21 protein-coding genes, 3 tRNA genes and 1 other RNA gene are annotated in these 21,375 nt (G+C 32.4%); 7 read left to right on the forward strand and 18 right to left on the reverse strand.

Annotated elements, in window-relative coordinates:
* Positions 1–70: 70 nt before the first annotated feature.
* From MSM_RS05635 to MSM_RS05650, 5 genes are all read right to left on the reverse strand, one after another.
* The gene (locus MSM_RS05635; RefSeq protein ID WP_048058684.1) at positions 71–4,834 is read right to left on the reverse strand and encodes a cobaltochelatase subunit CobN; all 4,764 of its coding nucleotides are present in this window, start codon (positions 4,832–4,834) and stop codon (positions 71–73) included.
* A gap of 326 nt (positions 4,835–5,160) precedes the next feature.
* Positions 5,161–5,441, reverse strand: an RNA gene (gene rnpB / locus MSM_RS09005) — RNase P RNA component.
* Between the two features lie 15 nt (positions 5,442–5,456).
* Positions 5,457–5,531: transfer RNA gene (locus MSM_RS05640), tRNA-Met, on the reverse strand.
* Between the two features lie 94 nt (positions 5,532–5,625).
* The gene (locus MSM_RS05645) at positions 5,626–6,150 is read right to left on the reverse strand and encodes a hypothetical protein (protein WP_004032820.1); all 525 of its coding nucleotides are present in this window, start codon (positions 6,148–6,150) and stop codon (positions 5,626–5,628) included.
* A gap of 9 nt (positions 6,151–6,159) precedes the next feature.
* On the reverse strand, positions 6,160–6,561 hold the full coding sequence (locus tag MSM_RS05650) for a membrane protein (protein WP_011954301.1): 402 nt from the start codon (positions 6,559–6,561) through the stop codon (positions 6,160–6,162).
* A gap of 88 nt (positions 6,562–6,649) precedes the next feature.
* On the opposite strand from MSM_RS05650, the gene map reads away from it, so the two are divergent.
* On the forward strand, positions 6,650–7,570 hold the full coding sequence (gene map, locus MSM_RS05655) for a type II methionyl aminopeptidase (protein ID WP_004035905.1): 921 nt from the start codon (positions 6,650–6,652) through the stop codon (positions 7,568–7,570).
* 25 nt (positions 7,571–7,595) lie between these two features.
* On the opposite strand, the gene frhB is transcribed toward map, so the two are convergent.
* From frhB to frhA, 4 genes are read right to left on the reverse strand one after another with little or no spacing between them, the layout of a single operon-like run.
* Positions 7,596–8,453 carry a coenzyme F420 hydrogenase subunit beta gene (gene frhB / locus MSM_RS05660; RefSeq protein ID WP_011954302.1) on the reverse strand — a complete coding sequence of 286 codons (858 nt, stop codon included), beginning with the start codon at positions 8,451–8,453 and terminating at the stop codon, positions 7,596–7,598.
* 12 nt (positions 8,454–8,465) lie between these two features.
* Positions 8,466–9,296 carry a coenzyme F420 hydrogenase subunit gamma gene (gene frhG, locus MSM_RS05665; RefSeq protein WP_004032816.1) on the reverse strand — a complete coding sequence of 277 codons (831 nt, stop codon included), beginning with the start codon at positions 9,294–9,296 and terminating at the stop codon, positions 8,466–8,468.
* Positions 9,296–9,769: a coenzyme F420-reducing hydrogenase, FrhD protein gene (gene frhD / locus MSM_RS05670; RefSeq protein ID WP_004032815.1), complete on the reverse strand. Its 474-nt coding sequence runs from the start codon at positions 9,767–9,769 to the stop codon at positions 9,296–9,298. The genes frhG and frhD overlap by 1 nt, the downstream gene beginning before the upstream one ends.
* A 19-nt stretch (positions 9,770–9,788) precedes the next feature.
* Positions 9,789–11,006 carry a coenzyme F420 hydrogenase subunit alpha gene (gene frhA, locus MSM_RS05675; protein WP_011954303.1) on the reverse strand — a complete coding sequence of 406 codons (1,218 nt, stop codon included), beginning with the start codon at positions 11,004–11,006 and terminating at the stop codon, positions 9,789–9,791.
* Between the two features lie 269 nt (positions 11,007–11,275).
* Here frhA and MSM_RS05680 point away from each other — a divergent pair, with 269 nt between their 5' ends.
* The 6 genes from MSM_RS05680 (at position 11,276) to MSM_RS05705 (ending at position 15,242) form a co-directional block, all read left to right on the forward strand.
* Positions 11,276–11,839, forward strand: a complete 564-nt coding sequence (locus tag MSM_RS05680; RefSeq protein ID WP_011954304.1) for a PepSY domain-containing protein — start codon at positions 11,276–11,278, stop codon at positions 11,837–11,839.
* Between the two features lie 110 nt (positions 11,840–11,949).
* Positions 11,950–12,023 (forward strand) — tRNA-Arg (locus tag MSM_RS05685).
* Between the two features lie 61 nt (positions 12,024–12,084).
* Positions 12,085–12,158 (forward strand) — tRNA-Arg (locus MSM_RS05690).
* 105 nt (positions 12,159–12,263) lie between these two features.
* Positions 12,264–12,620 (forward strand): ArsR/SmtB family transcription factor, encoded by a 357-nt coding sequence (locus MSM_RS05695; protein WP_004032812.1) that lies wholly within the window; start codon positions 12,264–12,266, stop codon positions 12,618–12,620.
* Positions 12,604–14,649, forward strand: coding sequence for a heavy metal translocating P-type ATPase (locus MSM_RS05700; protein ID WP_011954305.1), 2,046 nt, complete (start codon positions 12,604–12,606; stop codon positions 14,647–14,649). Before MSM_RS05695 ends, MSM_RS05700 begins: the two co-directional genes overlap by 17 nt.
* 158 nt (positions 14,650–14,807) lie before the next feature.
* Positions 14,808–15,242: a hypothetical protein gene (locus tag MSM_RS05705; protein WP_004032810.1), complete on the forward strand. Its 435-nt coding sequence runs from the start codon at positions 14,808–14,810 to the stop codon at positions 15,240–15,242.
* A gap of 7 nt (positions 15,243–15,249) precedes the next feature.
* Here the strand turns inward: MSM_RS05705 and MSM_RS05710 are convergent, their stop codons facing one another.
* The 9 genes from MSM_RS05710 to pcn all read right to left on the reverse strand — a co-directional run bounded on the left by MSM_RS05710 (position 15,250) and on the right by pcn (position 21,287).
* Positions 15,250–16,437 carry a TIGR00375 family protein gene (locus MSM_RS05710; protein ID WP_011954306.1) on the reverse strand — a complete coding sequence of 396 codons (1,188 nt, stop codon included), beginning with the start codon at positions 16,435–16,437 and terminating at the stop codon, positions 15,250–15,252.
* 16 nt (positions 16,438–16,453) lie between these two features.
* The gene (locus tag MSM_RS05715) at positions 16,454–17,053 is read right to left on the reverse strand and encodes a DUF2112 family protein (protein WP_011954307.1); all 600 of its coding nucleotides are present in this window, start codon (positions 17,051–17,053) and stop codon (positions 16,454–16,456) included.
* Between the two features lie 65 nt (positions 17,054–17,118).
* Positions 17,119–17,889, reverse strand: a complete 771-nt coding sequence (locus tag MSM_RS05720) for a proteasome assembly chaperone family protein (RefSeq protein WP_004035920.1) — start codon at positions 17,887–17,889, stop codon at positions 17,119–17,121.
* Complete coding sequence (locus tag MSM_RS05725; protein WP_004035922.1) at positions 17,890–18,066, reverse strand: RNA-protein complex protein Nop10; 177 nt, start codon at positions 18,064–18,066, stop codon at positions 17,890–17,892. It abuts the gene before it with no gap.
* A 6-nt stretch (positions 18,067–18,072) separates the two neighbouring features.
* Positions 18,073–18,870, reverse strand: coding sequence for a translation initiation factor IF-2 subunit alpha (locus MSM_RS05730; protein ID WP_004032805.1), 798 nt, complete (start codon positions 18,868–18,870; stop codon positions 18,073–18,075).
* Between the two features lie 78 nt (positions 18,871–18,948).
* Entirely contained in the window at positions 18,949–19,128 is a 180-nt protein-coding gene (locus tag MSM_RS05735) for a 30S ribosomal protein S27e (protein ID WP_004032804.1), read from the reverse strand.
* A gap of 10 nt (positions 19,129–19,138) precedes the next feature.
* The gene (locus tag MSM_RS05740) at positions 19,139–19,417 is read right to left on the reverse strand and encodes a 50S ribosomal protein L44e (RefSeq protein ID WP_004032803.1); all 279 of its coding nucleotides are present in this window, start codon (positions 19,415–19,417) and stop codon (positions 19,139–19,141) included.
* Positions 19,418–19,647: 230 nt separating this feature from the next.
* Entirely contained in the window at positions 19,648–20,493 is an 846-nt protein-coding gene (locus MSM_RS05745; protein WP_004032802.1) for a DNA replication complex subunit Gins51, read from the reverse strand.
* A 59-nt stretch (positions 20,494–20,552) separates the two neighbouring features.
* Entirely contained in the window at positions 20,553–21,287 is a 735-nt protein-coding gene (gene pcn / locus MSM_RS05750; RefSeq protein ID WP_004032801.1) for a proliferating cell nuclear antigen (pcna), read from the reverse strand.
* Between the last annotated feature and the right edge of the window lie 88 nt (positions 21,288–21,375).

Below are 21,375 nucleotides of genomic sequence, written 5' to 3' on the forward strand. Positions count from 1 at the left end.
ATAATTAAAGTTATGGTAAGGGAAAATATTTAAAAATTACTATAAAAAAAGAAATTAAATGAAGAATGATTTAATAATCATCTTCATCGTTTTCGTGTTTGTTTCTAGCATACCCGACGACAAATATTGCAATCAAACAGATTACTGCAATAATAAGTACAACAGGAGTACTTGATTGACCAGCTGCAGATTTAGATGCAGAACTTTTAGAAATTTCATGAGCAGTAGCTCCAGATTGACCTTTAGATGAATCTGATTGTGAAGAAGCATCTTTAGATTGAGGTGATGCAATTTTTGCATCAGCCGGATCAACAGAAGTATCTAATCCCGCCGCAGTTGCCCCACCAGCTTCACCACTGCCACTTTGATCATTATTAGTAGTTCCATTTACCAAGACTTGGTCATTATTATTATCATCAGTATCTGAAGTATCTCCATTTGAATCATCAGGATTAGAACTATCAGAGCTACTGTCATCTTTGTAAAGAGGATCAGTTAATGTAGCTTGAGCCAATATTTGAGAATACTTAGCTTTATCAGCAGAAGATAATGAACTAGACTGTATAAGTTTCATGTTGAAATCCAAATTCTTACATGTGTGGTGACAACAAGCAACACCATACTGAATAGCCATTTGAATCATATTATCTGCTAATTTAGTCACCATGTCTGGACTAGCATCCCATTTACCTTGATAATTTAAATACATCATCCATGCAGCCATAGATTGCCAAGCAGCTGCTTGAGCAACATTACCTACACCACTTGCAAGACCCAAATAAGTATTAGCTATTTCATTACCTAATTGAGTGTTTAAATTCTTATTAGCTACAATCAAACCACCATATAAATTTTGCATTTGAGCAGCATAGGATAATGAACCTGCACGTGTACTGAATAATGCATTATAATATAATGGATTTAATATTTTACTACGAATTTCAAATTCAAGCTCTTCATCGTAAGTTCTACTAATATAGTCATTTTTATTCCTTATATCTACAAATGCAGTGTCAGGTTTAGCACCTAACTGTTTAGCTGCATTGTATAAACCACCAAACCAATCATAGTAATCATCAGAATCGAAGAATCTCCAAGTACTATCAAAGTTTTGAGTAATCAAATCAACTTTACCAAGCAAGTATTCATAGTTTTTCCTTTCGTTGTTAATTACGATATTACCATGTTCATCAAGAGTCCAGGAATAAGATACTCTGCTAAGATAAATATCCGCTAAATCCGAATTAATTGTAGTGATATTCCAGTTTGCAGTATTTGGTATAAGAGAATTCATACCAGTACCTTCCAAAACAGCACCAGGAAGACCAAATAACCTATCAGTCATCGGATTTTCAGCATAATGCTTTTTCAGGAAGTTGTTTGAAACATCATCATCAGTGGAATTTAAAGCTAAACTAACAGCTGTTAACATTAATTTAATCCAATTAGTATTACTTGTAACCATACTTGCAAATACATCAACTCTAGGTCTGTTTACCACTGAACCATTACTTAATTTTACAGTTAAATTATTAATTGGAATTAACTCAACACCAGTAATGTCTCCAGATCTGGACCATGTCGGTTTACAGCCGAGGAAATACATAAATTCTGCAACACCAATACCTTCAGTCCTTAATATTTCAGTACCCCACAATATTAAAGCAGTAAGTTCAGGCCAGCTTCCATGTTCTTCATAATAATTTGCAAGAAGCAAATCTACAACATTTACTGCAGACTCATAAGCTGCTTTAGAAGGCATTTTTGAAGCATCAGAACTGTGACCAATATGTCCGGTAGGTATTGAATCACTATAAGCAGGATCTGCAAACAAACCTGCAGTAGTATAACTACCAGATAATGCTGCTAACAATGCATTCCATTCATTATTGTTTTGTATTTGAGAAATTACTTTTGAAGCAAATACTAATGATTCATATAAGCCAGAAGATTTGTTATAAACTTTAAACTCATCCATTTCAGCTAATTTATCAACACTAGCTGTACCATTTACAAGATTTTCAACAAATGACCTGAACCAGTTAATTACAACTAATTTTTGACCTTCATACTGACGGTCACCTTTAATATCATCATAGTAATCCTTATTTTTTAATTCTGGATAAATATGATGCAATATTTGAGTATATACATCAGTTCTTGAAGTTGTTATTGTAATAACTTCTTCAACAAGTTCAGTTCCATTTAAAACTTTACCAAGAGTATGTAAACCGAAAGTATTGAAATCTTCTGCCATACTATCCAAGTAATTATGTAATCCTTCAAGCCAATCATCAAATTTTTGACCATCAGCAGGTTTGTCAAAACCTAAAGTAGGAGCTAATTCTAAAATTAACTTTTTATAAGCCTCTGCATTAGCTGAAACATTATTTTTTACTTGTTCATTATAGTGGTCGATGTAATTGGATAATGTAGTATAATTACCATATAACTCTGAAATTACCATTGCAGGAGTCATATGAGTGATCATCATAGAACCTATCCTATCTCTAGCTACCATAGCTTCCCCAGGGTTTGATACAATATATGGATATATAGTAGGAGTTAATGTTAACTCAAATGTCCAGTCACCTTCATGAACACCAATATTTCTACCAGGTAACCACTCTACAGTACCGTGAGTACCTAAATTAATAATTGCATCACAACCAATAGTCTTATCTAACCATTTATAAAAGGTAACATATTGCTGATGAGGCGGCAATGTCAAATCGTGATAATTTTGAATCTCCTCCCAACCTCTACTTGGTTGGAAAGTGATGAATACCTTACCAAACCACATTCCTGGAATTACAATATATGTCTTATTATATACCATTATTTCTCCAAGACCTGCACCCCAACGGTCAACCATTTGCTTATACAATGTTTGATTCATATCTTTAGTCAAGTTATAAAACTCATCTAATGTAATCAACTGATGATGTTCCATTAACTGATTCCAATATTTTTCAACATACTGATTTAACAAACCTTGAGCCCAGGTACCTTTGTTACCCATTTCAATTATTAAATCAGACAAATCATCAACAGACGGAATGTCGGACTTATCCATTCCAATATCATATCCCGCATCAGCTAAATGCTCAAGTATATCATGAGCACTTTGGAAAACATCTAAATAAGATGCACCAATTTCTGCTTTACCCGGCGGATAATTGTACAAAACAACTGACACAACTTTGGAAGAATTATCCATATCTTTTAAATCTGCCCATCCAGTAGTCATTTTGACCATTTTTTCTATACCTGACTGCACAACATGTACTTTACCCATATTATCTTTATATGATAAAATAACAGGACCAAAGACTCCTTCAAAGCTAGGAATAGAAACTGAAAATGTCCACTCCATTTGAGCACCAAGCTCACTGTCAAAACTGGTTTGAGAAATATCCACCAAACCTTTAACAACAGTTAAATTAATTTTAACCAAATCATCTTCAGCAGATCCTTTACCATAATCTAGAGACCAGCTGTATAATGAAGCTATAGCTGATATACCAATTTGAGAAGTTTGAGTAAGAGTTAATAAAATTGAAGACATTGATGGAGTAATACCTGTTTTAAATATATTAAAAGCAGATCTACCATTTGCTTCATAAGTTCTAATCAAAGCATCCACAACACTTCCACCACAGTAGTAAGAAGCAATAGCTATGAATTTGGTTTCAGGATTTTTCATATTCATATATTTGTTTTCAAATTGTCTGAACAATTCTGCAGGATTCAATTCAGTTTTCATCCACTGCTCATATTCTCCAGTCATCCAATTTAAACTTCCCTTTTTATCATCATTATATCCAGGATGTGATAGAATCCACTGATTAATTTCACTGGCTTTTGGAACTACAGAAAACATTCCAAAATCCGGATGGTAAATACCGCATTCAGGACTTAATTGGGGAGCCCCACCTTCCTGAAGTGTAGGATTTGTGTATTTTTGAGGATTAATTAAATAATAAACATATTTCAAGTAATTTTCCATGTTTGATTTTAAAACATCAGAATTATTAATATCCTGAGCCTGGAAATAAGAACCTATATATGTATTTTCAACAGTATTGTAAGAATTATCTGCTGCACTTGCTCCTACAAAATGAATACCTATATTCTTAATTATTTCATCATTATAAACACCAAAAGTATAAGCAACATTATATTTTGCATTAGCTGGTGAAGAGCTTAACAAATTCTTTAACACCTGAGAAGTAAAAAGACTATATGAACCTTCAGCAAACATATCAACATGCACGAAGTTAGCATACTCTAATAACCATTCTCTAGTCTTGTCATAGTCAGTTGTACTTATATATGCAACCCTTTTAGATAAACTCATTAAATAGTCTACTTTTTCTGAGTGTGATTCATAAGATACTAAAAGCATAATATCTGGAACAAACATGTAATTAACTAAAACAGAAGAATGACTTCCAAGATTTACATTTTCTGTGTGAGTCTCATAAGTAGAATAGCTAAGTTGAACTTTATAATTGCCAGCAGCTAAATTACCAATTGAATAAGCACCCCCAGCACCAGTTTTACCAGCAAATACTAGATTATTTGATGAATCCAAAACTGTAATATTAACACCTGCCAAATCCACTCCGTCTTCAACCCAGGTTTTTGTAGTTGGATTATAAGAATCCTTAGTATGAATATCAATACTACTGTCTCCAGCATTAGCAGAAATTACATCAGTATAATAAATATTGCTAACTTCATCTACACTAACACCTATAACATCCCCTAGAACATCATTACTAACTATTGTTTCGTTGTTAGAAACATCCTGCGCAGATACTATGCCCATTGTCATAATAAACATTAATAATAGACAAAAAATAATAAATGCACTTTTATTTAACCTTTTAATCTTTTCACCCCCTGTTCCAATTAATTATTTTAAAAGTATAGCAATATTATTATAAATTACTATAATTGTAAATAATACTTTACAATATATAAAACTTGCTAAAGTTTTGAATAACTAAAAAACAATAAAATGAAAATTAATTTATAAATTATCTTAAAGATTATTAAAAAATGTTAATAATTCATACATAAAATAAAAAATAGCTAAAAAAAGATTAAATCAAATTTCATCCAAATAAAAAAAACTAAAAATAAATATTAATGGCATGTTAAGAGTAACCCACCTTCTGTTTAACAGCATTCATCTTAGCGAACTACTTTTGCCTCTTACAGTAGTCATCAGCATTTTTTGTTCTTGCATCCTATGGAATGGCCGTTTCACCGATTCTTTCAATGTCCTCAATTAAATATCATAGTCAACCATTAAAAGACGTGTCGTTTCTGCTCCAGAGTCATACCTCTCAGTATACGTTTTTCAACGCCATAGTCTGTAACGATGGGCGGAGTTTCCTTAGTTAAAAAACCAACAGCTGTCTTTAACTTGCCATATTTATAAAAAGTAGCAGGGCCTAGATTTGAACTAGGGATCTCGGGGTTATGAGCCCCGCGGGATCACCAGACTACCCCACCCTGCTATACGAATAAAAAGATAGTAATTTAAAACTACAATATATAATATATGAAACACACTATATAAATGTTTCTATAAAAATAAAATGAAGATAATTATTAATTATCCTCTAAACTTTTAATTCTTTTATCAATTTCTTCTAATTTTTCCTCAGTCTCTTTTTGGAAAGCTTTAGAAGATTTTTTGAATTTTTTAAAGCTTTTTTCTAAATCATCAACAGATTGAGTGGTTTTATCAAATCTGTCTTCAAGGTCTTTTAAATCATTAGTAGTAGCTAAAGACCAGCTTTGAATTAATTCTTCGCTTTTTTCATCTAAAAAAGCATCGATTTTATTAGAAAAAGCATCAGTATTTAATCCAGACATATCAATATCACTTAATTTAATTTTAATTCTTTTACTCATTGATTCTTCTTTAGACTCTTCAACTGTGTCTTTTTCTCTAGACAAATCATCATAGTCAGAATCATTTTGCAATATTTCACCCATATGCGGATCTGCAGTAGCTGGAACATAATTACGTAATTTCTGAACAGATGCGGGATTATTTTGTAAATAGTAATAAACTAAAACTAAAATAGCTACTATTAAAATTACAATTGCAACAACATCAATAGGACCCATAATATCACCTTATTGTTTTTTGAGTTTAGCTTCTTTAGCTTCGATTTCTTTAAGCATTTTTTCTAATTTTTTCTGTTCAGTCTGTGCTTCTAGGCGAGCTAAACGTTCATTAATTTCACTGTGCAAGTAACCAACTTCACTTCTTACTTGTGTTGTTGATTGTCTTATAGCTGAAAGGCTGTCTTGTTGCTCTTGAGGTAATGGAATTGGATTATCCATTAAACGTTTAGATTCAATATCTTTTTCAATCATTGACATCTTCTTAAGTTCTATTTCTTTTTCAAGAAGTACTATAGAAGTTTTAGATTTAGCAACACTCTTCCATTGAACAGCAACAATAATCACAACAAAAGCTATTATAACCAATATAATCAAAATAAAAAGTTGGTCAGGTATTGTTGGAATATCCATAATTGCCTCCATATTAATTTAGTATATTAATAATTAATATAAAATAAAGTATATAAATATTATTATAATTAAAAAAAGGTTTGTTAAGATGATTGATTCTTATTTAAAAGCAGGTAAAATTCTTTCCCAAATAAGAAAAGAAGCCTCAAAAATGATTAAAGAAGGAACATTAGTACTCGATTTAGTTGAATTTGTAGAAAATGAAACCATTAAACAGGGAGCAGGAATTTCATTTCCATGCAATGTATCAATAAATGAAGTAGCTGCACATTATACTTCTCCATTAAACGATGAAACAATGATTTATGCTGGAGATTTAGTTAAATTAGACTTAGGTACAGAAATTGACGGTTATATTGCAGATTCAGCTATTACAGTAATGGCACCTGGGAAAAATTTAGATGAACGTTTTACCCAGGACGAAATAAATTTAAGGCAGGATATTATTGAAGCATCTGCAGCAGGACTGGATGCAGCCATAAGTACTGTTAGAGCAGGAGTAACTGTAGGAGAAATTGGTGCTGCTGTTGAAGAAGCCATAAACGAATATAAATTAAATCCAATAGCTAATCTTACAGGACACAGCCTAGAACAATACAATCTGCATGCAGGGATTTCAGTTCCGAATATAGACAACCATGATGAAACTGTCCTTGAAGAGGGTCAGGCAGTAGCTATTGAACCATTTGCAACTGACGGAATTGGATTCGTAAATGATGCTCCTGGAACATACATTTATTCTTTTTTAGCTAACAAACCATTTAGATTAAAACACACTAAAAACGTATTAACTAATATTAAACATAACTACCCTTATTTACCATTTTCCGGAAGATGGTTAACAAAAGAATTTAAAGAAAACAGACTGAACGTGTCTTTAAAACAATTATCAGAAGCAATGGCAATTTATCCATACCATCCACTTAAAGAAAAAACAGGATGTCTTGTAAGTCAAAAAGAACACACAGTAATTGTTGAAAAAGAAGGCTGTACAGTTACAACCTTATAAAAAAAATAAAAAATAAAAAGAAGATTTAGTAATAAGTAGGAGTCATAACTCCCATTTTTGCTCTTCTTTCTATTTCTTTTTTACCTTTGTCTTTTTTACCTTTAGCTAATTTTTCAAGTAAACCAAGACCAGGTTTTACATCATCCATAGGTTTTGTTTCAATTAAACCAGCATCCACTGCAGCTGAGAAAATATCTGCTCCAGCATCAGTTCTGGTTAATACAGTAGACCATCCGTCAGGAGCACCAACAGATCCGGTTGAAATATCTGCAAATTCACAGACATAATCATTACAGATATTACATCCTGCTTGTTCATATCCGTGAGTAGCTTTAATCGGAATACCTTGAGGTTCATCACTGCCTTCAGTGTATATCCAGAATTTTCCTTTTCCAATATCCATTTTTGTTACTTTATCCAAATCAACATCCATTAAACCTTTAGTAAAAGTATCTAATGAAGCCATTGGGAAGTTTTCCATACAAAAGATACCGACTAATAATTTAATTTTATCAGCGATGAATCTTGTAGAGAATGGATATGCCTGCATTTTTCTAATACCTTGCATTTGACAAGGAGTAACAACAGTTCCGATTGATTCAATACCATGTTGACGTGCTGCTTCTTTTATTCCCCATACATTAGGAGACATTGAATATTTAGTTCCAGCAGCTGAAAGAATTTCATCAGCGGTAGTAGCTATTTCTGGAATAGGAACCCAGTCATCACCTGGGTCTCCAGCTACAACAGCACCTTCAATAATATTATTTTCTAATGCATAAATAAGTAATGCAGAAGCAATACCACCGTCTTGAGCTACTTCCTGAATTCTTTTATCAGTGGATCTAGCTGCTACAGCTTCTTTGTAAGTACCTAATACCATAATCAACTCCTCCTAAAGTCCTGTATCCTTTTTAATTTGTGTTAAAGGTAACCATGATCTTGGACACATTGTGTAACAAGAACCACATTTAATACATCTGTCAGTATTAATAGTTGGTCTGCCTTCAACCATATCTATAGCTCTAGTTTGACATGCAAGAGCACAACTTCCACAACCACTACATAATCCTTGACGGATAATGTTGTTTAATAAATCACAACCGCATGCATTAGAACAAGCTGCTAAATCAAGTGCAGGTTGTAAGTATTCCATATCTCCATTACATAATGCTACAACAGTTTTTGCAATCATTTCAGGAGCTACTGGACAACCTGGAAGTGCTACATCCACTTTTACTAATGAGCTGATTGGTAAGAAAGATTCATGTTTAGGTTGAGCTTGTTGTCCACCACGAGCATAAGTTGTGAAACAACCGTTTAAAGCACAAGAACCAAATGCACAAATTAATGCAGATTTTTCTCTAGCTTCTAAAAGTTCGTGTACACTGTGTTCATCTTGTAAACATACAGAACCTTCAATTAAACATAAGTCCATTTCTGGCATTTCCCATAAGTCAACTAAAGTTTGACCATATACAATATCTACCATCTCTGTAAGTACAACATCTAAAATGTCATAGTTTTCAGTTAAGGACATACCATCTCCAGTACAACCACTTAAGTGAATGTAACCTATACGTGGTTTGTTGGTTGCTGTTTCTTGTTTGGTTTCTGCTACAGGAGCTGCTGTTTCTTCAACTTCAGGAGCAGATTCTATTTTTTGTTTGGTTTCTGCTTTAGGTTTTTCAGAACCACCAAAAGCTTTTCTAATTTTATCAAACATTATTTTACCCCGATTTCTTTTAAAATAATATCCATAGCTTCAGGAATTGCCTTTTCAACAGGTTCAGTTAAACCCATTTCAACATCAGGAGAGGAAATCTCTTGAGGTTTGCATCCAACAATAATCACCTCACAATCTTTAGCAAGCTCGTGAAGAGGCTCTTCAACAGGCCAGGAATGAACATTTTCATATTTTCCTCTAGGCATGTCATAAGGGCTAAATATTTTAACAGTCCCTGGTTCTGCATCAAACTCAACAACATCAATTACAATAACTTTTTTCCAATATTCATCAGGAAGAGAAAAAATAAAGTGTGTTGCTCCGGTTCCAGCATCAATAAACATAACTTCGTCAGGCATCTCTTTGTCTTCGAAATATTCTTCTAATTTATGAATAACAAATGGTCCAAAACCATCATCTTTAAATAAAATATTTCCGCATCCCACTACGATTGTCTCTGCATGATAAGGCATATAATTTCCTCCTAGCTCCTTATATTCTCACCATATCGTTTTTAAGTATACTTTTATCCTCATCATCAACTACCATTACGTGAGTTGCACATGATAAACATGGGTCGTAAGCTCTGATAACATCTGCACCATATTTATGATGGAAACCTTCAGTAGCTGGTCCCATTGTTGGAATATTCCAAGTAGTTGGTACAATAGCTGAATAGAATTGGATTTTACTATCTTTAACATTAGCCATGTGTACATTAGTACCCCTAGGTCCTTCAATTACACCAATACCTAATTTACCAGTTCCTCTGTCATCATAATCTGCTCTAGCTGGAGCGGAAGTATCAATTTGTTCAAGAAGATCAATAGTTAAATTATAATTATTTAACATTTCTTCAGCTCTAGCTACATGTTGAGCAACTACACCTTTATCTTTAAATCCGTTGAATTTATCCATTCTTGCCCTAGGACCTGTTTCAACGTTTTTACCATTGATTAAAGGAATGGTGGTACATGCTTTTTTACCTATTTCCGGATCATCATACCAAGCTTCAGGTAAAACTTCTGAGAAATTATCATAATCAAATTCATCGAGATTACCGTATGATGCACTAGATGCTAAAAGTGGTGCATCTACAACTCCTAAACCTTCAGGAAGTTCTCTTGCAGCAATGAAAGATTTCATTAATTCCACATGTTTTTCCATATCCGGTTTAAAAGCTTTTAACCTATCAATCAATTTATCTTTTGTAGCTGAAGTAATGTTTCTAGCCATACCACCTACTCTAATATCAGATGGGTGAATACCTTCACCAGCAAGCATATCAACTACATACTGTACATTTTTCCTAACAGCAGATACACTTTTAACTGCAGTAGTGAAATCTTCTTCAGGTACAAAGTCAGGTGCAATTAAAAAATGGTGAATTGCAGCACTGTTAACACCATGTGCAGCTAAAGTAGCCTGTCTTAATAATTTTCCTGCTTTAGGAACTTCGATATCTAATGAATGGTCGATAGCTTCTACAGAAGCTAAAGTATGTGGTATTGGGCAGACACCACAAATCCTTTGACATAAAACAGGAGCTGTTTCAGGATTTTTACCTGCAACCATTTTTTCTAAACCCCTAACTGGAGTGATACTTAAATATCTACCTTTTGTAACAATCCCTTCATCATCGACTTCCATGACAAGTTCGGCATGGCCCTCTTGACGAGATGTTGGGGATATAACTATTCTGTCTTTCAAATGTGTCACCTCTCTTTTCAAAAAAAATTAGAAACTAACATTTAATATTTATAACCAATATTCTATATATAATATAGTTTAAATTACAAATAGAAAACTATAAATAATATAATATTAATTTTATTAACTAATCTACGATAATTAATACATGGATTAAATTTATAAGTTAAATTAACCTAATATAATATTATTGTAAAAAAATAGTACATACAATGTACTATTAATCAAAATTTAATTACAATTTTATTAATTAAAATGGAGGTAATACCTTGGATAAATCAAATATAATAATTTCTATCATAATTGTTATATGTATTGCTGCTGGAGTTGCCGCTTATGGAATAACCAATAGTGAAAATCCAATTTTCAGTAATTTAAATAGTTTAGACTCTGGTAGTGGTGATTCTGGCAACGGTATTGGAAACAACACAACACACCATGATTCCCCAAGTACCAGCAGTCATGGAAGTGGAGGAACTGGAGCAGGAAGTGGAAGTGGAGTTAGTTCAGGTTCCGGCTCAGGCTCAGGTTCTGGATCAGGTTCCGGCTCAGGTTCTGGATCAGGTTCCGGCTCAGGTTCTGGATCAGGTTCCGGCTCAGGCTCAGGTTCTGGATCCGGAGGTGGTAACCCTCATACCCCAACTACAAAAATAACTCAAAGTGAAGCAAGAGACATAGCTAATCAGCATATTGAGCAATCTGGATGGTATGCAGGAACCCCAGTATTATCTGCAGACAGAACTCTTTGGTATGTTCCGATTTATGATCAAAACGGTAACACTGTAGATAGTATGGCAGTGAATGCCAATACTGCTGAGGTTACTAAAAATTAAATTATTCTTTTTATTTTATTTTTTAAAAATTTTCAAATTTAAAATAATAATTTCCAATATAGTTAACTATAAATACTAAAACATACAAAATTTAGTATTGTTGTATATAAGGGCCCGTAGCCTAGCTGGATAGGGCGTCGGACTTCTAATCCGAAGACCCCGGGTTCAAATCCCGGCGGGTCCGTATTTCTTATAAAATCTTTTTTTAAAAATACAAAATTTATTAACAAATATTATTTTAACATGGGCTTGTAGCCTAGTCTGGAAGGGCGTAAGACTCCTAATCTTAAGATCGAGGGTTCAAATCCCTCCAAGTCCGTATTTTTTTACTAATTTTACTAAACCTTAGCGATAGCTTTCTTTAAAAAAAATAACTTTGAGACAAAGAAAAACTTTATATATGTTCATATGAATATATGTTCATATGAGTTCAAATGATGTATGTGAAATCAAAAGTATCAGAACAGATATTGTTGATGATATTGCTCACAAGATGAAAGATGATGACATTATTCAGAAAACATGTAATCTCTTTAAAATATTAGGAGATGCAAACAGAGTAAAAATTATTTTAGCTCTCCAATATGGGGAATTATGTGTTTGTGAACTATCATTACTTCTTGATATGAGCCAATCCAGTATATCACATCAATTAAGACATTTAAGAAATAGTAACATTGTTAAATTTAGAAAAGAAAACAAACAAATATTCTATTCTTTAATTGATGAAGAGATACTCAATATCCTTGAAGAAGGCGAAGAATATGCAAACCAATCATAGTGCACATAAGCATGACAATTTAGAAGAACATCATCATCACCATGATGAAGATGATTGCTGCGGACACAACCACCACGAGGAACACCACCATGAACATCACCATCACGATGATGATGACTGCTGTGGACATGATCATGGTTCTGGATGTGCTTGTGAAGCAGATTTATTAGAAAATATTGATAAAGAAGTAGATGTAGAACAGTCTAAAAAGCCATTGGGAATATTCGCAGTAGGAATAATCCTTTTAGCATTTGGATATGGTCTAGAAATATTTAATGTTGTTAATCCTGTTGTAAGTCAAGTAATCTTCTTAATAGCTGTAATCTACGTAGGAAGACATATAATAACAGACGGAATTGTACATTTATTTGAAGGTAAAGTTAAAATTGAATTATTAATTACAATAGCTACTTTTGGAGCATTCCTTCTCCAGTCTGGAGAAGAAGGTGCAATGTTAATGATTCTTTTCTATTTAGGAGAATATTTGGAACATTACTCATTAAACAAATCTAAAAGCTCATTAATAGAACTTGTTAAATTAACACCCGATACAGCCATGGTAAAACATGGTGACCACGAACACGAAAAAGCAGTATCTGATATTATAATCGGAGACATTGTTGTTGTAAGACCTGGAGATAAAATACCTGTTGATGGAATTATTGTTGAAGGGACAACCTCTGTTAATCAGGCTTCAATTACCGGTGAGAGTTTGGCTGTAAGTAAAAGTATTGGGGATGAAGTATATGCATCTACAATAAATGAAGAAGGATATATCGAAATTGAAGTAAACAAGGACAACAACGATACAATATTTGCTAAAATTATTGAATTGATTAAAAATTCCGAACAAAACAAGGCACATATCGATGTATTTATTGACAGATTTGCTGAATACTACACTCCAATTGTTGTAGTACTGGCTATTTTAGTAGCTATATTGCCTCCAATATTATATGGAGCTTCAATAACTGACTGGACTTACAGAGCATTGACACTTTTAGTTATCTCCTGTCCATGTGCTTTAGTAATATCCACCCCAGTATCCATAGTATCAGCTATTACCAAAGGTACTAAAAACGGTATTATTATTAAAGGTGGAGAATATATTGAAGAATTAGCCAGAATTAAAGAAGTTTTATTTGATAAAACAGGTACTTTAACTGAAGGTAAACTTGAAATAAATGAAGTTCAGGCATGCGACGGATATGATAAAGCAGAAATACTTAAAATAGCCTGCTCCATCGAATCCAAATCCAAACATCCTATTGCACATACATTTGTCCAATATAAAAAAGACCACAGCCTAGAATTGGAAGAAGTGGAAAACTTTGAATCAATAGCTGGAAAAGGTTTAAAAGGAGACATCAACGGACAAACTTACTTTATAGGTAACAAAACTTTATTCAGTCAGGATATAAATCTTGAAAACAATAAAATGAGCACCACAGCAATCATCGGAACTGAAAATGAAATTTATGGTTTGATTACCCTAAAAGATAAAATCAGAGACGAAACTCCATCTACAATAGCCAGTCTCAATGCTAAAGGAATCAAAACAACCATGATTACAGGAGACAATGAGGCAACTGCCAAATTAGTGGCCGATGAAATCGGATTAAGTAATTACTATGCAGATTTACTTCCTCAGGATAAAGTCAATATAGTATCCAATGCCGTTTCCAAACATCATGATGTAGCTATGGTCGGTGATGGAGTAAATGATACTCCTTCTCTTGCCCGTGCAAATGTAGGAATAGCTATGGGTCTTGAAGGTGCAGATGTAGCTATTGAAACAGCAGACATTGTGTTGCTTGAAGACAAGTTATCCAAAATTAATTTACTTGTTGATTTAGCCAAAAAAACAATGGGTAAAATCAAATTCAATGTTGCTTTCTGTTTAAGTGTAAAAGTAATATTAATGATACTCGGTATCGCAGGATACATCAGCTTATGGGAAGCAGTTCTTATTGGAGATATGGGAATTACTTTACTTGTAGTAGGTAATTCATTGTTACTTGCAAAATAGATTGGTCAAATTATCTATTTTTTCTTATTTTTTTATTGATTTCATTTTAAAATATTGTTTTAAGAATTAAAAATTGTTTTTATAAAAAACTATCTATTTTAAATAATTTACAAAGTAAACTAAACTTGCAAATTAATTATTTAAAAAGTGATAAATTTATGAAAATAGAAATCCTAATGCTGCTGGAATCTGAAATGAAAGGCAATAATCCAACAATCTTAAATGAAAATGAATATGAAATCGAAGAAATTGAATTATTTGATGAAGATGATGATTTTTCATCTGAATCATCTGCTAATAAATTCAAAATTGTTGAAATGGATGATTGCTACATTATGTGCAAAACACCAAATTCTCCATTAACATATAATGAAAAAAGAGAATTTATGGCCGGATTGATTCTTTACGACAACACTAAAGAGAAAAAATCCAAAACAACACATTTTTGCGTTCTGACAGAAGCTGAAAAATCAAAATTAGTTACATACAAAGCTAATGAAAATGCAGTATATTATGTTGAAATTGTTGGACTAAAAGGCCTGAAGTGTAAAAAAGAGTTAAAAAGTATTAAAAAATACTTAAATGAACTTTAGCTATTTTTTAAAAGTTATCTAAAGTAGTTAAAGTTTCAGCTTCTCTTTTTTCTAATTTTTTATCAAAAGAAATTTCACCGTATTTTCCTCCGCCTCCTGGAGTAATGTGTATGGTTTTATTCCTAAAAGCCTCAATAGCCGGAGAAATTGACGGATCTGTTTTAGCTATCTCTTCTATAGATGCATTAACCAATATATCAATTTCAGTTCCAAAGTTATCTATCAGATTTTGCCATTTTCTCTGAACTGTTTTTGTTGTAACTCCCTTGTCATAAACTGTTGATATTAATTCAGCCAGAGGCATTAAATGAACATATTTAGGTCTGAAATCAGGATGTTTCGGTTCATCATAATCAGCTATTTCACTTATTCTGAAATCAACCCCTTTTTTAATTGTTCCCCCACAGCTGCATTTCATCTTATTTTCCTTAGCTATTAACGGATCAACTAATTTGTAGCATTTGGTACATGCAGTCATATGATATTTACCAAGATTTGGCACCAACCCATAATTTGCTTTAATATCTTTGTTTTTTATTGCTTTTTTTATTGATGAGTATGACATATCTTCAAGCTCAATTTGATTAAACTCCCTACCTAATCTGTGTGGCCACGGAGAGTGTGCATCAGAATTTGTAAGAAACGGGAAATCCTTAAGTTCAGCTACAGTATCTGCCATAAATGTATCTGCAGACAATCCAAGCTCTACAAAATCAGGAGCCTTGCCATAGCAATCATAAATACTGTCAAAAGATTTATACATTCCTGTCCATGGAGTAAAAGCATGAGCCGGTCCAATTAAACAATCATACTCTTTAACCATTTCTAAAAGTTCTGCTCCAGAATACTTTGTCCTAGGTCTCCCGTCACTTTCCTTATTTTTAGAAACCAGTTTTTCAGACAGTTCCCTTGCAGTACCAATATCCGGAATTATTATCAAATGATGAATCCTGTTTTTTCCTTCAACTTCTGTTGTTAGAACAAAATCCATATCATCTGCAGTGTAAATTCCATCTCCCTTACAAGTTGTACTTTCCTCAATAATGTTTAACCAGCCCGGATGAAATGCATCTCCAGTTCCCAAAAGTTGCAATCCCTTAAGTTTTGATTTAGGAGCCATATTTTTTATTAGCATGTCTTTAGATGAAGCCATTGAAAAACAGCTGTGAACATGAAAATCAGCATTAACTAACATGGATAATAATTAGCTATTAATAATATATTAAATCATCTAATATTTTCTTAAACTCTTTGTAATCCAGACTTCCTTCATGTTTTTTTAAATCAGCATCCAGATTATCTTCATTAACTATTCCATTAATTGAAGTTAAATTTTTTAAAAAATCATTAGCTCTATCAATTACATTAATCAAATCATTTCTGGTTGTTGGATAAGCCAATTCCAAAATAGGTACTTTTTTATCTTTAATCAAAGCCATTACCAATTTACGTTCATTAGAACATCCAGAACCTCCAAATAAAATCAATTCATTTAATACATCATACATTTTTTTATAATGATCAGGTCTTTTTCCAATGACAATAAACGCATCTGCCAATTCCAAAACCCTGGAAAATAATGTTAAACGACCTTTGATTCCTGAAGGCAATTCATTTGAAAAATAAGAACTGCCCAGTAAAATATTATCCCTATTTAAAGTATATGGAGCCTGAGTATCATCACATTTTCCACCGGAAACATCCATATTATTATACTTTGAGAAATTTGTTGGTGATATATATTCATGACCGTTCTTTTCAATTAATGGAACTACAATCATAGCAGCATCTGGAATAACAGCTACTTTCATGATTAATACCCCCTCATTTTATTAAAACAGCCAAATCTTAAAAAAAAGTAAAAAAAATGATATATTTATCCAATATATCTTAAATCATCACTACTGCTAGCATTAGCTTTGTTAATGATGTCTTGTTCCATTTGTTGAGCTTTAGCCAACATTTCTTTAGTTTCTTCAGCTCTTTCTTCCAATTTATCAGTATCAATTTCAAAATTAAGTAAAACAGCCAATTTATTTAAAATAGCTTCAGCTGACTGCGCATCAATGAAATATCCTGGAGTCTGACCCATTAAGCAGATACCATTCATTTCCTGACGAAGACCTAAACCTAAAAACAAACCGGAAGCTCCAACAATTCCACCGTCATTAGATCTTATTTCAACTTCCGCTTCTTTTAAAAGTTCTATGTTTTCTTCATCAGTAGCTGCTCCAAAAATCTTAGATTCTTCAACAGGTTGACCAGTAGCCATTCCACCTAATGTAAATATTTTACTAGCTCCTTTACCCTTAACAAAGTTTAATATATCCTGACATACACCATATTGACCTTCAGGAGATAAAGCTTGAGTGTTTCCAACAAGAATAATGATATCCAAATTGTCTTCTCCAACATTTTTAACATAATATAATTCATTAATCATGTTTTCAATTAATCCTTCTTCCCCAACAAAAACTTGAGGAGGAAAACTTGGAGAATAAATTTCTGCAAATTTAGTAGCATTAAATTCATCAATCATGTGATCTGCAGCTAATTTACCTACATGACCAATACCTGGCAATGCTTCTATAAAAACAGGATTGTTTAATTCAACATCCTCTAAAACAGTAATTTGTGTGATTTCCATCTAATCATCCTTTTTATTCATAGCTTCTTTTTTTAATATTCGGCGATATTTTCCGTATTTATCCTCAATAGAAAATTTGGGAGGATAAATAACTTTAAGCTCACCGCCACATTGAGGGCAAGCATCCTCCATTGTATAAATTTTACAATCAGGACATTTGTTCATTTTCATATTCATAAAAATCTAGCTATCCAACTCTCTTAAGAAAGAACCATTTCCTTCAGAAGCTTCAACTATTTCAATACATCTGTCAGCTGCTGCTTTAAGAGCTTTTTCAGCCAAAATGTAATCAGTGGATTTTACAGTTATCCTATATCTTGGTGCACCAACACATTGAACCTTGATTTCTTCCTCTTCGTCACCATTATCTTCAGCTGCTTTAAGAGCTTCAATAATGACATCAACACCATCCGGGACGAAAGTTTCAATATCAACATACCCGCTGATATGAACTTCAGGAGGAGTAATATTTTTATTAGCTATTTCAGTTATAGCATCAGCCCACTCTTGAGATATACCTTCATCAGTAAGAGATTTTGCACCATCATCAGCTGCTGTTTCAAAAGCACCGTAAACATCACCGAAAATATCCATTAGCTCATAACCTACTTCATCGTAAGCATCATTTAAAGATTTGCCTAATGATTTAGCAGATAATTCCAGGAATTTTTCAGCTTTTTGTTCAATTTTCCAATGCTGGATTTTTTTAGTTCTTTGATCTTCCCTAATTCTTTTTAAAGAAGCATCTACATGTCCTTTTTTAGGATTTACTCTAAGAACACGGCAAACTATTTTTTGATTTTCTCTTACATGGTCTCTGATATTTTTTACCCAACCAGAAGATACCTCAGAAATGTGAATAAAAGCTTCTTTACCATGGTATTCTTCTAATTTTGCGAAAGCCCCATAGTTAAGAACTTTATAAACAGTACCAATAATAAGTTCTCCTTCGTCAGGCCATTCTTGATTTTTCCTTACCATATAATCACCAAAAATAAAATAAAAATTTAAAAAAAAATAGAAAAAATAATAAGCTAGATTAAAAAATTTCGATTGAATCTAGTTTAAAACTTTATCAATATGTGCCATAATTTTAGCTTTAGCACCACGAGATTTGACAAGTGTTTTACCACAAATGATACATTTTACATCTGATGCAGCACGATCAAAGATGATTTGTTCATTGTCACAATCTAAACATTTTACTTTTAAAAAGTTTCCTCTACCTTTACTAACCATGTTAACCACCTTATTTAGCTACAAATTCTGCTTTACCAGTTCTGAATGATTTTTTAATTTGAGATTTTCCACATTCTTTACATTTAAGTCTTAAATCTAATTTTTTAACTGGTTTGTTTCCGGCAGGTAAAGGCCTTGGGTAACCTCTATATCCAGCAGTTACACGTCTGAATTGTCTTTGTCCCCATTTTAACTCACTAGCTTTTCTTTTTTTCGCAGTATGTACTTCATGCATTGTGTGTTTTTTACAATGTGGACAGTAAGTTCTTTTTTCTTTTGGTATTTTCATATTTCCACCATTAAATTTTACACTAAAAAGTGTCCGATTAATTAAATTATTATAAATCTATATGAGAATTTTATCCAGTCTGAAAAATATCAAAGATCTAGAGGATTAAAACTTTATTGTAACATACTCCGTTTACACAAAGCAGAAATCCAAATTATATAAAAAATATAATTTCTTATTATCACAAATAGATACGGTTTGTATTTATATTCTTTACAATATTTAAAGGTTTAGATTTTAACAAAACGGGCTTTATGATTTTTAACAAAAATTTTAGCATTGATTTTAGGTAAAACTACCAGATCTTGTGGTCTGAAGGGACCATAAACTCTTTCATCAACTCCAACAATAGAATCAACATCATCAAATACAAGCATTGTAACTAGTTCTGAATCTTTAGCTATTTTTATAGATTCCAAGTCAACAAATTCATCATTATCTCTTGCTAACTCAGATATATCATCTTCAACTTTAGCAGGTTTAATATTTGACTTTTGAATTTGTTTTTCAATCGGCTCTGCCTTTTCATCAGTAATTACTTTCGCTTTGGAAATTTCATCGATTCTATTTAAAACCGCATCATCCTGAGAACTTTCAACTCCATTATCTAAAGTAGTGCTTTGAGGTTTAGGAGTTTCTTTAATAGGAGCTTTGGTTTCATTTGGAATATCTTCTTCAGAAGATAGTTTTTCAAGTGAAATGCTTTTTCTATGATTTGTTAAAGTATCAATTAAAGAAAAGTAAAATTTTTCTTCCTCGGGAGTTAAATTAAGAGGTGTTGTGTCAATTAAATCAAATTGCGGTTTGCCTGCAAATAAATGGTAAGACCTGTGAATATTAACAACCGCTGCATCAGTAATTTTGTGTTCACGTCTTTCACAAATTTCAGTAGCTATTCTTTGAGTATCTTTTAGCAGATACTGTTCTGCAGCAAATGGATCATTGCCTATATGGGTTCTTAACTCATCCAAATATTTATGAATATCCTTATAAAAAGAGTCTTCTACACGGGCCAATGTACCGTTACTACGCTCTTTTTTTTGAATTTTACGTAATTGTTGAAAGAATTGATCCACTTAATACCATCTCTGAGGAGTTTAATATAAAAATAAAAAAAAGTTTATAGATGAAATAATTATTCATCTGATTCTAATCTTGGAGCAAGTAAGAAACTAAGTTTACCATCACCAGTAACCATATTGAGAGTTAATTTTAATGGCATGTCAGTACCTAAACCGATTTCAGCTTCTTCAGAGAATTTGTCTGCTTTAAGCATTTCCCTAATTTTGTCCAGTGAGAATAAAGATTTTTCCTGAGTGTTGATATTTTCACCATGAAGGTATTTGACACTTGCATCACCAAATTCACCATCAGCAGATGCTCTAAAGTAATCTTCATCAACTTGAAGAGCTATTTTATCTGAGAAAATATCAATATCGTTAATTGCATCCTTTAAAATTCCAAAGTGAACTTTGAAAGATGCAGGATGTTCAAGTTCTGGAGGAGTAGGATTATCATATTCAATATCAATCAATCTTATTTTGAAAGTTCTTGTAGCATCCCCTTCAAAAGTAATTATGAAATTACCTTCATCTAAAGACATGATAACTCTATCTTGAGATTTTGCACGTTTAAGAACACTCATGAATTCCCCAGTATCGATATTAATCTTTTCAGGAACATCACAAACATACTCATCAAATAAACTTGCTTTTAATTCTAAATGTACGAATGTTATATGACTACGGTCTAAGGCATCTAACCTCATACCTTCACTATCAGTTTGGATTTGTACTTCATCAACAATAGATGAAATAGCATCAAAACTGGTTTTTAATATACTAGAATCACTTAATTCCGCTTTGAACATATATAATCCTCTAATAAGAATTTATTAATTATTAATTAGATAATTATATTTTTATCTTTATTACTTATAAAACATTAGGTCAGTATTT

It is taken from the genome of Methanobrevibacter smithii ATCC 35061, assembly GCF_000016525.1.
Taxonomy (GTDB): Archaea; Methanobacteriota; Methanobacteria; order Methanobacteriales; family Methanobacteriaceae; genus Methanocatella; species Methanocatella smithii.